The following is a 12,926-nucleotide window of genomic DNA, read 5'->3' on the forward strand; positions in this document are numbered from 1 at the left end:
CCTATAGTTTTGTAGCGTGCAGATGGGAATGGTAACAAAACCTACCCAATAAGCCGTTGCACGAGTTCAACAGTGCGCAGGGTCGCGCCGCGGTGGCGGCCGGCAAACGCCAGTGCCCTGGCGCCCATCGCCGCGCGCGCCGCATCGTCACGCAGCAGCTGCGCGGCTTCCCTGACGAGCGCGTCGGCGTTCGGCACGCGCAAGGCGGCGCCGTCATCGACCGCGTCGATCGTCGCGTCCAGAAAGTTGAACGTGTGTTCGCCCACCAGCACCGGCTTGCCCAGTGCGCAGGCTTCGATCAGGTTCTGGCCGCCCAGCGGCAGCAGGCTGCCGCCGATGTAGGCGCAGTCGCAGGCGGCGTAGTAGGCGAACATTTCGCCCATCGAGTCGCCCAGCAGCACGTCCGCATCAATCGCGGCGCCGGTGGTGTCAGCATCCAGCTGCGACCGGCGCGCAAGCGTCAAACCGCCTGCCTCCACCAGCTTCGCCACCTCGTCAAAGCGCTGCGGATGGCGTGGCACCAGCAACAGCAATGCGTGCTGCGGCTTGTCGCGGTTCTGCCGCCAAGCGTCCAGGATCAGGGCTTCTTCGCCTTCGCGCGTGCTCGCGCACAGGAACACCGGCCGGTGCGCCGCGCCATCGATGCGCGTGCGCAGCCAGGCGCCCTTCTCCAGCGCGCTCGGTGGCGGCACGATGTCGAACTTGACGCTGCCGGTAACGACGACGTTCGGCGCCCCCAGCGACGCAATGCGCGCCGCATCGGCGTCGGTCTGCGCCGCCACCAGCGTGAACGAGCGCGCGGCTTCCAGCATCACGGCGCCGGTCTTGCGGCCCCGTTTGAGCGAGCGTTCGGACAGGCGTGCATTGGCCAGCACGATCGGCACGTTTTGCCGCGTGCACGCGTGGATCAGATTCGGCCAGACCTCGGTCTCCATCAGGATGACGGCGCGCGGACGATGGCGGCGCAGGAAGCGCGTCGTCATCCATCCCGTGTCGTATGGCAGGTAGGCCTGCACGACACGCTCGCCGTGGCGCGCAAACAGGTCGCGCCCGGTGGCGCGGCCGGTCGGCGTCATGTGGGTCAGCAGGATGCGGCACTCGGGATACGCCAGCAGCAGCGCATCGATCAGCGGCTCGCTGGCGCGCGTCTCGCCCACCGACACCGCATGCACCATGATCGTGGGCCGCTCGCCTGCCGCAGGGCCGCCAAGGGACAGGCGTTCATCCCAATGCGCGCGGTAGCCCGGCTCCTTGCGCCCGCGCCACCACAGCCGGCCCAGCACGGCCGGCATGGCCAGCCACCAGAGGCTTGAGTACAGCGTGCGGTTCATGTCATGCCGGCGCCAGCAGGCGCCGTGCTGCTGCGATGACGTCCGCGCTTGACGGTGGCGCACCCAGATCGCCCAGATTGACGATGCGATCGGACCAGTTGCCTTCGGTCTTCCACTTGGGCGAATCGCAGTAGATTTCGATCGTCGGCCGCACGAAGGCGGCGGCGATATGGGTCAGGCCCGTGTCGACGCCCACTGCCAGGCGTGCATGCTGGGCCAGCAACACCGCGTCCATCATCGACAGTTTTGGCAGCACGCGGGCATTGGGCATGGCTGCTGCCAGCGCCTGGGCATCCTCGTGTTCAGACTTCGAGCCCCATGGCAGCAGCACCGGCATCGGTGCGAGCGCCGCGCCCAGTGCGATCCAGTTGGCGTCCGACCACTTCTTGGCCGCGCGCGCCGTGCCATGGAAAAAGACCGCGTAGTCGTCGTGCGGCAAAAACGCCGGCCGCGTGGCTGGCGTCGGCGCCGGTAGCCCGAACTCGGGGGCCGAGTCGACGCTGTAGTCGAGCGCAGCGCCGGCGACCATGCGTCCGCGCGCCACGGCATGGGTGCGCGGATTCAACGGGATGCTGTCGGTATGGAAGATGCGCGAGATGCCTTCATAGCCCGAGCCTTCGCTGCCGTTGGCCAGGCCGACTTTTTTACCACCCTTGCGCACGCGCGCCGCGCCCATGATGATGCCGGTCTTGAGCAGACCCTGGGTGTCGAACACATAGTCGTATTCGTCTTCGCGCAGCGTGCGAAAGAACGCGCGGATTTCAGCCCGCGTTTCTCGCTTGCCCAAGCTCTTGCGCCAGCGGCGCAGCGACCACGGGATGATCTTGCGCACATGGGGATTCAGGCGCACGAGGCTCACGTAGCCCTCTTCGACCACCCAGTCGATCGTGGCGCCCGGATGCTCGCGCAGCAGGTCGGCCACCATCGGCAGGTTATGCAGCACGTCGCCCAGTGACGACACGCGCACGAGCAGGATCTTCAAGCGCGTATCCTCAGAACGGCAGGTCGGCGTCCGGCTTGGCGGCCAGGATCACGGTCTTGAACTCGGCCTGGATGCGCGCCAGTGCTTCAGGCGATTCGCCCTCGAAGCGCAGCACGACAACCGGCGTCGTGTTCGACGAACGGGCCAGGCCGAAGCCATCGGCGTACTCGACGCGCAGGCCGTCGATGTCGTTGATTTTTTCGGATGTCGGGAACGTGGCGTTGGCGCGCAGGTGGTCGATCAGCGTGAAGTTCTCGCCTTCCTGCAGCTGCAGGTGCAGTTCCGGCGTGCTGCTGGCCATTGGCAGACTGTTGAGCAGCGCCGACGGATCCTGCTGCCTGGTCAGGATCTCGAGCATGCGCGCGCCGGCATACATGCCGTCGTCGAAACCGTACCAGCGCTCCTTGAAGAAGATATGGCCGCTCATCTCGCCGCCCAGCGGCGCGCCCGTTTCCTTCAGCTTGGCCTTGACCAGCGAGTGGCCGGTCTTCCACATCAGCGGCTTGCCGCCATGCTGCTCGATGTACGGCGCCAGGTGGCGCGTGCACTTGACGTCATACAGGATCTCGCCGCCCGGCACGCGCGAGAGCACGTCGGCTGCGAACAGCATCATCTGGCGGTCCGGGAAGATGATCTGGCCATCCTTGGTGACGATGCCGAGGCGGTCGCCGTCGCCGTCGAAGGCCAGGCCGATTTCGGCGTCGGTCTCTTGCAGCGCGCGGATCAGGTCTTGCAGGTTTTCCGGGTGCGCCGGGTCAGGATGGTGGTTCGGGAAGGTGCCGTCGACGTCGCAGAACAGCTCGACCACTTCGGCGCCCATGCCGCGATACAGGTCGCCCGCGAACGCACCGGCCACGCCGTTGCCGCAGTCGACCGCGATCTTGATCGGGCGCGCCAGCTTGACGTCGCCGATGATGCGCTCGAGGTAGGCGGCGCGGATGTCGTGGGTGCTGTAGCCGCCGCGCTGCGCTGCGATCGCGCCGTCATACGCTGCGATGCTGTCGTGCAGACCGGTGATGGCGTCGCCGTAAATGGCTTCGCCGGCCAGGACCATCTTGAAGCCGTTGTAGTCAGGCGGGTTGTGGCTGCCGGTGACCATGATGCCCGAGCGTGTGTCGAGCACGTTGGTGCCGAAATAGACCATTGGCGTGGCGACCATGCCCAGGTCGATCACATCGACGCCGGCGTCACGCAGGCCTTCGCTCAATGCGCCAGCCAGTTCAGGGCCGGACAGGCGGCCGTCGCGGCCGATCACGACCTTGCTCTCTCCCTTGGCCAGCGCGGCGGCGCCGAAGGCACGACCGATGTGACGCGCGATGCCGGCGTCCAGGGTCTTGTCGATGATGCCGCGAATATCGTAGGCCTTGAAAATCGTTTTGGAGAGAGCGACCATTTTGTTTCCTGGAATATTGGAGGATTGATAAGTAAGCACTATTGTAACGGCAAGCGTGGCTGGCGTGGGAATGGCGCGCGTGCGCAAGCCGGGCACAAGCCGAACGACAGAACAGGGGAATATCGGGGAATAGCTGGGGAATAGCCGGGGCCGCGAATGGGCGCCGGCGTCGATGGCAGCAGCCCATCGGCGCCGGCGCTGGAGAAGCGCGCGGCGCATGCTCCGCGTGGCGGAGCGCTAATACTGCTTAGACGCGCAGGTCGTCGATCGACTTGCCGCCATCGACCCATTCCTTGACCCACTTTGGTTGACGGCCACGGCCGGTCCACTGCTGGTTGCTATCCTGCGGGTGACGGTAACGCACGGCGACGGTCGCGCCTTTCGAACCGCGGCCGGTGGTGGCCATCAGTTCTTTCAGCGGCATGCCGACGCTTTGCGCGATTGCCAGGATTTGTTCGCGTGCTTTCTGCACTTCCTGGGTTTCACGCGTTTTCATTTCCTGCTTGATTTGTTCTTGCAGGTTGCGCAAATCGCCTACCGACATATTCGACAGATCCATCATCGTTCCTCGTTCGTTAAAAAATTGAATGCAGATTCAGCAATTGCTGACGATCGGTGAATACTCACCAAATGTCGCAATATACTACAACAATAATATCCGGTCAGTCTTTCTTGCTTAAAAAAAGCCAGCGCGGCGACTTGAATCGAACGATACGCCCATACAACCAGAGGTAACTGATTATGAACAACAGACAGAACACCATCAGTGCGCCGGTGCTTTCCCAGAACACGGTTGCCGGTATCACTGCCAGCAATGAAATCAGCCATAAATAAGGCGATGTGCGCGCATTGCGTTTCATCAGTGCGCGGGCCTCGCGCGGTCCCACGGTCCATTGCACGATGCGCCGAAAAATCAAACTGTGCAAGTGAATACCGTCGGGCAGTGTTGGTGATTTGCCGCGGACAAACATGCGGCGGTATGCAGAGAATATGGTTTCAAACGCAGGGTAAATCAGCAATAACGCTGCATACCAGGTGGAGACTGCCGGATTGCGCATCACCAGCAGCAGGGCCAGCTCGCCCAGCAGGAAGCCAAGGAAATACGCTCCCCCATCGCCGAGGAAAATCAGGCCGACCGGATAATTCCAGATCAGGAAACCGGCCGTGGCGCCGGCAACGATCAATGCCCCCACCAGCACGAACATATCGCCCACCTGCAAGGCAACGTACGACAGCGACAGCAGCATGAAAACGCTGATCACGCCGGCCAGACCATTGAAACCGTCGATAATATTGATGGCATTGGCGACGCCGGCCACGGCGAGCATCGTGAGCGGCAGCACGATCCAGATCGATTCGAGCGGCACGACCGTCCACGGCAAATCGAGCCGGCCAATACGCGCATCGAGCAGCCAATAACCAAAGCCTGCCGCAAGCATCGTCAGGAACAGGCGCCGGCTCGGCGAGACCTTTCCCGTATAGTCTTCGGCAATACCGCCGGCCAGGGCAATCGTGGCACAGGCAATCAGGGTTGCCAGCCAGGCCGCCATTTGCGGCTGGCGCAGGATCGATAAACCGGACGCCACCACCACTGCCAGAAAGATGGGAATACCGCCGATACGCGCGACCGCATGCGTATGGTTTTTCTGTACGCCGGTAAAATCACCATCGAGTCCCAGGCCATGTTTTCGCGCGGTCTTGATGACCAGCAGCGTGAGCAATGCGCAGGAAAGGAAACTGACAAAAAACGAGAACATTATTGTTTTCTTTCGAAGCGATTCTTGTGCAGCGCTCCGCGAAGGAAGCGAATTGGCGCAGCCACGATACGCTATTCATCAATGGAAAGCCGGCCTCATTGTACCGGACTGGACGTGGATGCCGGCGCGCGTATTTATGTTTTCATCCGCTTGCGCGGCGACGCAAAAAACTTCCCTGGCGCGTAAAATCATTTAGTATCCGCCAGAGCATCATATGCTCCATTTTTCATAACGCCAGGCAGCAGGACGGCAATGTCCTGCCAGAACAAGAATATGACCACTTACGCCATTGGCGACCTCCAGGGCTGCGCGCATGAAGCGCAGCTGCTGCTTGACCGCATTGCCCTCGTCGCGGGCGATGACGCGCGCATCCTGTTCGTGGGTGACCTCATCAACCGCGGCCCCGAATCGCTGATGGCGCTGCGGCGCATGAAAGCGCTCAACGAATCGAGCGGCGGGCGCGTCGATGCCCTGCTCGGCAACCACGACCTGCACCTGATCGCGGTGGCCGGCGGCGCCCAGCGCCTGAGCCGCTCCGACACGCTGGACGAGATCCTGGCCGCCCCCGACCGCGATGAACTCATCGCCTGGCTGCGCGCGCGGCCGCTGGCGATGTTCGTCGACAATCACCTGCTGGTGCACGCCGGCGTGGCCCCCCAATGGGATGCGGCGCAGACGATGGCGCTGGCCGGTGAAGTCGAACGCATGCTGCAGGGCGACGGCTGGCTCGACTTTTTGAACCAGATGTACGGCAACCAGCCCGACCGCTGGGACGACAGCTTGACGGGCATCGAGCGCCTGCGCTGCATCGTCAACGCACTCACGCGCATGCGCCTGTGCGCACCTGACGGCGCGATGGATTTCAAGCACAAGGAATCCGACACCGGCCCGGTCGGCAGCGACCTGCTGCCATGGTTCGACCTGCCGGCGCGCCGCACGCAGGACGTGACGGTCGTGTTCGGCCACTGGTCCGCGCTGGGCGTGGTGCAGCGCCCCAACCTGGTCGGGCTGGACAGCGGCTGCGTCTGGGGCGGCAAGCTGACAGCCGTGTGCCTGGATGACCGCACGCTGCTGCAGGTGGATTGCCCCGAGTACCGCGAGCACGGCGGCAAGCAGCGCTAAGCTAGCGTGGGACTGCGGTGGCTACTGCGTTCGCCACCGCCTCCTGCGATGCCTGCGCCAGTTCGCGCCGGTGCGCACCAAGGCTTTCCAGGGGCGCCAGGCAGGTCAGGCGCGCCGTGACGGGCGGCCCCTGCAAAATCCGGAACAGGCTGTCGACAAAGGTCGTCTCGCCGATGTACTCGATCGATGGATGGTGCGCGCCGTCGGCGCCGACATAGGCCAGCGCATACGGCTGCACCGGCACGCCAGCGTCGACCGCCGCCTCGAACAGGTTGGCGTGGAACGGCAGCACCTGGCCTTGCAGACCGGTCGTCCCTTCCGGGAACAGCGCGACGCGCTCCCCCTTCTGCAGCACCTCGACCAGTCCCTTGAACACGTGGCGCAACTCGCGCCGGTTGCCGCGCGCAATGAACACGGTGCCGGCACCGGCGGCCAGACGCCCCATCACGGGCCATTCGCGAATTTCAGCCTTGGCCACGAACCGGCACGGGCTCAACGCATTGATGACGAAGATGTCGAGCCACGACACGTGGTTGGCCACGACCAGCGCATGCGCGAGCGCGGGCACGCCCAGCGCCGGTGCGACGTGCACGCGGCACAGGCGCAGCAGGCGCGCGGACCAGCCGCGCGTCAGGCGCGCGCGCTGGCTGGGCGAGGCAAAGGGAAACACCAGCGCGCACGTCGCCAGTCCTTCGCACAGATGGACAGTAACGCGCGCGAGGCGCCAGGCAAGCCGGATATTCAAAGTGGTGGGCGCCGTGAAGGCGCGCGCTCCAGGCGAAGCGCGCGCCGTGGTGGAATCAACGCTGGTAGGCCACGCGGCCGCGCACGACGGTCGCGCGCACCTGCCCGGCCAGCTCGTAGCCGAGGAATGGCGTGTGCTTGCCCTGGCTGGCCAGCGCCTTGCCGTCGACCAGCCAGCGCGCAGCCGGATCGAACAGCACGACATCGGCCGCTGCGCCCACGCCCAGCGTGCCCGCCGGCAGGCCCGCAATGCGCGCAGCTTCGCAGGTGACCTTGCCGAGTGCCAGCGCCAGCGCGCCCTGGGCATCCTGTGCGCCGTGTGGCTGGTCCTGCGCCCATTTGAGCGTGAGCGCCAGCAGCAGCTCGAGACCCGTGGCGCCGGGCGAGGCTTCGCCGAACGGCAGCAGCTTTTCGTCGTCGTCCACTGGCGTGTGGTCGGAGCAGATCGCATCGACCGTGCCATCGACGAGCGCGGCGCGGATCGCGTCGCGGTCGCGCTGCGAGCGCAGCGGCGGCGTGAGGCGCGCATTGGAATCGAAGAAGCCGATGTCGGCGTCCGTCAGGTGCAGATGGTGCACACCCACGTCGACCGTCAGGTTCAGGCCTTCTTTCTTTGCGGCGCGAATCAGGTCCAGGCCTGCAGCGGACGAAATCCGGCACAGGTGCACGCGCGCACCGGTAGAGCGCATCAGCTCGAAAATCGTGTGCAGCGCGATGGTCTCGGACATCACCGGCACGCCGGACAGGCCGAGGCGCGAGGCCAGCGGGCCGGCATGGGCCACGCCGCCACGGCCGATGTGCGCGTCCTGCGGGCGCAGCCAGACGGTATAGTCGAAGGTCTTGGCGTACTGCATCGCGCGCAGCAGCACGTTGGTGTCGAGGATGGGTTCCTCGGCCTGCGCAAAGCCGATGCAGCCGGCTTCGGTCAGTTCGGCCATCTCGGTCAGCGCCTGGCCTTTCAGGCCCACGGTCAGTGCGCCCAGCGGGTGCACATTGGCCTGGTCGACGATGCGCGCGCGGTGCTTGAGCATTTCGACCAGGCCTGGTTCGTCGAGCACCGGGTCGGTGTCGGGTGGGCAGACCAGCGTGGTCACGCCGCCCTGCATCGCTGCCTGCAGCTCGGATTCGAGCGTGGCCTTGTATTCGTAGCCCGGCTCGCGCAGGCGCGCCGACAGATCGACCAGGCCCGGGGCGACCACGAGGCCACTCGCGTCGATGCTCTGGTCGGCCGTGAAGCCTTGGGGGGCGACGCCAAGCGCCGCGATCTTGCCGTCGACGATGAACAGGTCTTGCACGGCGTCGACGCCGTTCGCCGGGTCGATCACGCGCCCGTTCTTGATATGGAGTTTCATGCGTGGGTTCCTGCCAAAATGCTCATCACTGCCATGCGTACCGCGATCCCGAACGTCACCTGCGGCAGGATCACCGCCTGGCTGCCGTCGGCCACCGCCGAGTCGATCTCGACGCCGCGGTTCATCGGCCCCGGGTGCATCACGATCGCGTCGGGTTTGGCCAGCGCCAGGCGCTCGGGCGTCAGGCCGTAGCTCTTGAAGTACTCTTGCGCCGACGGCAGCAGCGCGCCGCTCATGCGCTCGTTCTGCAGGCGCAGCATGATGATCACGTCGACGTCCTTCAGCCCCTCATTGATGTTGGTGAAGGTGCGCACGCCCATCTGATCCAGGCCGCCCGGCAGCAGCGTGTGCGGGCCGATGGCGCGCACTTCGGGCACGCCCAGCGTCGTCAGCGCGTGGATGTCCGAACGGGCCACGCGGCTGTGCAGGATGTCGCCGACGATCGCCACGCGCAGATTGGTGAAGTCTTTCTTGTAGTGCCGGATCGTGTACATGTCGAGCAGGCCCTGGGTCGGGTGCGCGTGGCGCCCGTCGCCGGCATTGACGACGTGGACATCCGAACGGGTCCGGTTCAAGTGCTGCGCAATCATGTACGGCGCGCCCGACTGCGCGTGGCGCACCACGAACATGTCGGCGTGCATCGCGGCCAGGTTGTCGATCGTGTCGAGCAGCGACTCGCCCTTGGTGGTCGACGAGGCCTGGATGTTCAGGTTGATCACGTCGGCCGACAGGCGCTTGGACGCGATCTCGAACGTGGTGCGGGTGCGCGTCGAATTTTCGAAGAACAGGTTGAACACGCTCTTGCCGCGCATGAGCGGCACCTTCTTGACCTCGCGGTCGGAGATCCCCACGAAGCTCGATGCGGTGTCGAGGATGTGGTCGATGTGCGACTTCTTGAGGCCCTCGATGGTGAGCAGGTGCTGCAGCTCGCCGTTTTTGTTCAGTTGCGGATTATTGTGCAGGATCGGCATTGTCTTGTTCGATGGTAAGCGAAAGTTGGCCTGTCTCATCGCGCTGCAGGCACAGCGACTCGTTGGCTTCGAGCACGGCGTGGGCGCCGACGAAATCGGCGGCCACCGGCAGCTCGCGCCCGCCCCGGTCGGCCAGCGCGGCCAGGCGGATGCAGGCCGGACGGCCGTAGTCGAACAGCACGTTGATCGCCGCGCGCGTGGTGCGGCCGGTCTGCAGCACGTCGTCGACCAGTACCACAGTGGCACCGTCGACCGCGAAGCGGATGTGCGTTGGTTTCACGTCCGGGTGCAGGCCCTTGCGCGCATAGTCGTCGCGGTAGAACGAGACGTCGATGGAGCCGAGACGGTGCGTCAGGTCGAGGTCGCGCGCAAGGCGCTCGGCCAGCCAGGCGCCGCCCGAATGGATGCCGACGATGGCCGGCTCGGCGACGCCGTCCAGGCCTGCGCGGACCTGGGCCAGCAGCTCGCGGTAGAGCGCTTCGGCATCGAATGCGTGTTTGTTGGTGGGCATAGGGTTAGCGTGATGCGTCAAAATACTGTTGCAAAATGATGGCGGCCGCCTTGTCGTCGATGACGTCGCCGCGCTTTGAGGCGATCACGGCCGACGAATAACGTTCATCGACCAGTTCGACGGGCAGGTTGAAGCGGCCATGCAGCTGGTTGGCAAAGCGGCGGCTGCGCAAGGTCATGTCGTGCTCGGCGCCATCGGGATGGCGCGGCTCGCCCACGATCAGGCGCGCCGGCTGCCATTGGGCGATCAGCTCGCCAATGATCTGGAAGCGGGTGGCGTTGTCGATCGCACTGACGACTCTCAAAGGCTGGGCCTGCCCGGTCAGGGTGTTGCCCATGGCGATGCCGATCCGCTTGATGCCGAAGTCGAAGCCCAGAACGATATCAACCATGCACGCGTTTCTTGTACGGGAGCGCCTTACGCATGGCCAGCCTCGGTGGCGAGCATCAGGGGATCGATGCCCAAGAGCTTGATGGCAGCGTGGTAGCGCTCTTCGATCGGGAGGTCGAACAGCACGCGCGCGTCGGCGCCCACCGTCAGCCAGCCATTGCGCGAAATTTCTTCTTCGAGCTGGCCCGGGCTCCAGCCGGCATAGCCGATGGAGACGAGCATGCGCGCCGGGCCACCGCCGTTGGCGACGGCCTCGAGCACGTCGATCGAGGTGGTAAACGAGACGTCGTCAGTGACGGTCAGCGACGACGAATAGCGCCCGCCCGGCGAATGCAGCACGAAGCCGCGGTCGTCCTGCACGGGGCCGCCGAACATGATCGGTTCGTCGACAACGGTGGCGCGCAAACCTTCGGCCAGCTTGAGGTCGACGCGGTCGAACAGGGTTTCCATCGTCATGTCGGTCGGCTTGTTGATGACCACGCCGAGCACGCCCTTGTCGTTGTGCTCGCAGACATAGACGACGGTGCCACCGAAGACGGGATCCTGGATCGACGGCATGGCGATCAGGAAGTGGTTTGCCAGGTTCAGACCGGATGCTGCAGGGCCCGCCATGGTGGGGGAGCCATCCTGCTCACGGGGCATGCCCGGCATGGGAAGAGTTTGGCCAAATTTGGTTTTTTTCATACGATTGCTCTCAAAAGGCGCACTCTCGCGTTGTTACTTCTGTTGAACGGCTGCCAAGTATCTGCAGAACAACCTTACGCTTTTCGACAGTTTACACCCATTTGCCCCTGAGGCCATTGGAAGCATTCCTCGGGCGCCACACGTTTCGATGATGGGCAGTAAAATCTGGATCCGCCTTGACCCCGCACACGATGATGAATTTAAGCAAGTCTTTAGTCTGGTTTCGCCGTGATTTGCGCACGTTCGACCACGCCCCCCTGCACCACGCCCTGCGTTCATCGCAGCAGGTGTATTGCGTGTTCGTGTACGACACCGACATCCTCGATGAGTTGCCAAAGGATGACCGGCGTCTGCGTTTCATCCATGCCAGCCTGGCCCAGCTCGACACCGAACTGCGCCGCCTTGGAGGCTACCTGATCGTGCGCCACGGCAGCGCGCGCGATGAAGTCGCGGCTTTAGCGGAAGAACTCGGGATCGATGCCGTGCATGCCGGCACCGACCATGAACCCTCGGCCATTGCCCGCGATCTCGCGGTGGCCGAACAACTGGCCGGGCGCGACTGCGCCTTCCATACCTACAAGGACCAGGTCATCTTCGAGAAGCAGGAAGTGCTCACGCTCGCCGGTGGCGTGTTCTCGGTGTTTACGCCGTACAAGAATGCCTGGCTCAAGCGCCTGGCAGCGCATCCCGAGACGCTGGCCACCTACCCGGTCGACGCCCATGCGCATGCGTTCGCGCCGCCCACGGGTGCGCCGGCAGCCCTGCCGGCCCTGGAAGACATCGGGTTCACGTCGGGTGAGCCGCCGCTGCCGGCCGGCATGGATGGGGCCGAGGCGATGTTCGAGGCGTTTGTGACCGAGATGGCCGATTACGGCCGTGCGCGCGACTTCCCGGCCGAGGAAGGCACCTCGAGGCTGTCGGCGCACCTGCGCTTTGGCACCACGTCGATCCGCCATCTGGTGCGCAGCGCCCGCGACATGGTGCAGTCGGGTACCGGCGGGACCGGTGCATCCGTGTGGCTGTCAGAACTGATCTGGCGCGACTTCTATGCGATGGTGCTGTCGCAGAACCCGCACGTGGTCGAACGTTCGTTCAAGCCGGCGTTCGACGCGGTCGCATGGGACACCGGGGACGACGCCGACGCGCTGTTTGCGGCCTGGTGCGAGGGTCGCACGGGCTATCCGCTGGTCGATGCGGCGATGCTGCAGCTCAATCAAACTGGCTTCATGCACAACCGGCTGCGCATGGTCACTGCCAGTTTTTTGACCAAGGATCTGGGGATCGACTGGCGCCGCGGCGAGCGCTATTTCGCGCGCCAGCTCAATGACTACGAGCTGGCCTCGAACAACGGCGGCTGGCAGTGGGCGGCGTCGACCGGGTGCGATGCGCAGCCGTGGTTCCGGATTTTCAATCCGGTCACGCAATCGACGCGCTTTGACGCGCGCGGAGAGTTCATCCGACGCTACCTGCCGCAGCTGGCAAAGCTCGATGGCAAACAGATTCACGCGCCGTGGCTGGTGAAGCCGGATGTGCTGGCAGAGCGCGGGGTGGTGCTGGGACGGGATTATCCGGCGCCGGTCGTGGAGCACGACGCGGCGAGGCAGCGCACACTGGAACGCTTTGCGGTGGTCAAAAAGGTGGTGGCGGTGATGGACGACGCAAAGGACGACGCGAACGACGACTGAACGC

13 protein-coding genes are annotated in these 12,926 nt (G+C 64.7%); 2 read left to right on the forward strand and 11 right to left on the reverse strand.

The genetic code is table 11. The features are described 5' to 3' along the window. Positions 1 to 41: 41 nt before the first annotated feature. From waaA to ACZ0AJ_RS16545, 5 genes are all read right to left on the reverse strand, one after another. Positions 42 to 1,331: a lipid IV(A) 3-deoxy-D-manno-octulosonic acid transferase gene (waaA, locus tag ACZ0AJ_RS16525; RefSeq protein WP_499455575.1), complete on the reverse strand. Its 1,290-nt coding sequence runs from the start codon at positions 1,329 to 1,331 to the stop codon at positions 42 to 44. 1 nt (position 1,332) lies between these two features. Then, positions 1,333 to 2,313, reverse strand: a complete 981-nt coding sequence (gene waaC / locus ACZ0AJ_RS16530) for a lipopolysaccharide heptosyltransferase I (protein ID WP_499455576.1) — start codon at positions 2,311 to 2,313, stop codon at positions 1,333 to 1,335. A gap of 10 nt (positions 2,314 to 2,323) precedes the next feature. Further along, entirely contained in the window at positions 2,324 to 3,706 is a 1,383-nt protein-coding gene (locus tag ACZ0AJ_RS16535) for a phosphomannomutase/phosphoglucomutase (protein WP_499455577.1), read from the reverse strand. A 247-nt stretch (positions 3,707 to 3,953) separates the two neighbouring features. Next, complete coding sequence (locus ACZ0AJ_RS16540; RefSeq protein ID WP_499455578.1) at positions 3,954 to 4,265, reverse strand: H-NS histone family protein; 312 nt, start codon at positions 4,263 to 4,265, stop codon at positions 3,954 to 3,956. Positions 4,266 to 4,368: 103 nt separating this feature from the next. Beyond that, positions 4,369 to 5,463, reverse strand: coding sequence for an MraY family glycosyltransferase (locus ACZ0AJ_RS16545; RefSeq protein WP_499455580.1), 1,095 nt, complete (start codon positions 5,461 to 5,463; stop codon positions 4,369 to 4,371). Between the two features lie 273 nt (positions 5,464 to 5,736). Between ACZ0AJ_RS16545 and ACZ0AJ_RS16550 the strand changes: the two genes are divergently transcribed. Further along, entirely contained in the window at positions 5,737 to 6,585 is an 849-nt protein-coding gene (locus tag ACZ0AJ_RS16550) for a symmetrical bis(5'-nucleosyl)-tetraphosphatase (protein ID WP_499455581.1), read from the forward strand. 1 nt (position 6,586) lies between these two features. Here ACZ0AJ_RS16550 and ACZ0AJ_RS16555 read toward each other — a convergent pair whose 3' ends face one another. Genes ACZ0AJ_RS16555 through ACZ0AJ_RS16580 form a run of 6 tightly spaced genes read right to left on the reverse strand, consistent with a single transcriptional unit; the run spans position 6,587 to position 11,237 of the window. Further along, complete coding sequence (locus ACZ0AJ_RS16555; protein ID WP_499455583.1) at positions 6,587 to 7,330, reverse strand: lysophospholipid acyltransferase family protein; 744 nt, start codon at positions 7,328 to 7,330, stop codon at positions 6,587 to 6,589. Between the two features lie 55 nt (positions 7,331 to 7,385). Beyond that, positions 7,386 to 8,681: a dihydroorotase gene (locus tag ACZ0AJ_RS16560; RefSeq protein ID WP_183556325.1), complete on the reverse strand. Its 1,296-nt coding sequence runs from the start codon at positions 8,679 to 8,681 to the stop codon at positions 7,386 to 7,388. Beyond that, positions 8,678 to 9,652, reverse strand: a complete 975-nt coding sequence (locus ACZ0AJ_RS16565; RefSeq protein WP_183556324.1) for an aspartate carbamoyltransferase catalytic subunit — start codon at positions 9,650 to 9,652, stop codon at positions 8,678 to 8,680. The genes ACZ0AJ_RS16560 and ACZ0AJ_RS16565 overlap by 4 nt, the downstream gene beginning before the upstream one ends. Further along, positions 9,633 to 10,163, reverse strand: a complete 531-nt coding sequence (gene pyrR, locus ACZ0AJ_RS16570; RefSeq protein WP_258835639.1) for a bifunctional pyr operon transcriptional regulator/uracil phosphoribosyltransferase PyrR — start codon at positions 10,161 to 10,163, stop codon at positions 9,633 to 9,635. The genes ACZ0AJ_RS16565 and pyrR overlap by 20 nt, the downstream gene beginning before the upstream one ends. Positions 10,164 to 10,167: 4 nt before the next feature. Then, positions 10,168 to 10,554: a Holliday junction resolvase RuvX gene (ruvX, locus tag ACZ0AJ_RS16575; RefSeq protein WP_258835640.1), complete on the reverse strand. Its 387-nt coding sequence runs from the start codon at positions 10,552 to 10,554 to the stop codon at positions 10,168 to 10,170. 26 nt (positions 10,555 to 10,580) lie between these two features. Next, complete coding sequence (locus ACZ0AJ_RS16580; protein WP_370660855.1) at positions 10,581 to 11,237, reverse strand: YqgE/AlgH family protein; 657 nt, start codon at positions 11,235 to 11,237, stop codon at positions 10,581 to 10,583. Positions 11,238 to 11,431: 194 nt separating this feature from the next. Here ACZ0AJ_RS16580 and ACZ0AJ_RS16585 point away from each other — a divergent pair, with 194 nt between their 5' ends. Then, complete coding sequence (locus ACZ0AJ_RS16585) at positions 11,432 to 12,922, forward strand: cryptochrome/photolyase family protein (protein ID WP_499455651.1); 1,491 nt, start codon at positions 11,432 to 11,434, stop codon at positions 12,920 to 12,922. Positions 12,923 to 12,926: the final 4 nt, after the last annotated feature.

Source organism: Telluria sp. AC161, assembly GCF_979258535.1.

Bases quoted from the DNA above. Each gene is read 5' to 3' on its own strand.
- waaA (WP_499455575.1), bottom strand. From the start codon at position 1,331: ATGAACCGCACGCTGTACTCAAGCCTCTGGTGGCTGGCCATGCCGGCC.
- ACZ0AJ_RS16535 (WP_499455577.1), bottom strand. From the start codon at position 3,706: ATGGTCGCTCTCTCCAAAACGATTTTCAAGGCCTACGATATTCGCGGC.
- ACZ0AJ_RS16540 (WP_499455578.1), bottom strand. From the start codon at position 4,265: ATGGATCTGTCGAATATGTCGGTAGGCGATTTGCGCAACCTGCAAGAA.
- ACZ0AJ_RS16545 (WP_499455580.1), bottom strand. From the start codon at position 5,463: ATGTTCTCGTTTTTTGTCAGTTTCCTTTCCTGCGCATTGCTCACGCTG.
- ACZ0AJ_RS16550 (WP_499455581.1), top strand. From the start codon at position 5,737: ATGACCACTTACGCCATTGGCGACCTCCAGGGCTGCGCGCATGAAGCG.
- ACZ0AJ_RS16560 (WP_183556325.1), bottom strand. From the start codon at position 8,681: ATGAAACTCCATATCAAGAACGGGCGCGTGATCGACCCGGCGAACGGC.
- ACZ0AJ_RS16565 (WP_183556324.1), bottom strand. From the start codon at position 9,652: ATGCCGATCCTGCACAATAATCCGCAACTGAACAAAAACGGCGAGCTG.
- pyrR (WP_258835639.1), bottom strand. From the start codon at position 10,163: ATGCCCACCAACAAACACGCATTCGATGCCGAAGCGCTCTACCGCGAG.
- ruvX (WP_258835640.1), bottom strand. From the start codon at position 10,554: ATGGTTGATATCGTTCTGGGCTTCGACTTCGGCATCAAGCGGATCGGC.
- ACZ0AJ_RS16580 (WP_370660855.1), bottom strand. From the start codon at position 11,237: ATGAAAAAAACCAAATTTGGCCAAACTCTTCCCATGCCGGGCATGCCC.
- ACZ0AJ_RS16585 (WP_499455651.1), top strand. From the start codon at position 11,432: ATGAATTTAAGCAAGTCTTTAGTCTGGTTTCGCCGTGATTTGCGCACG.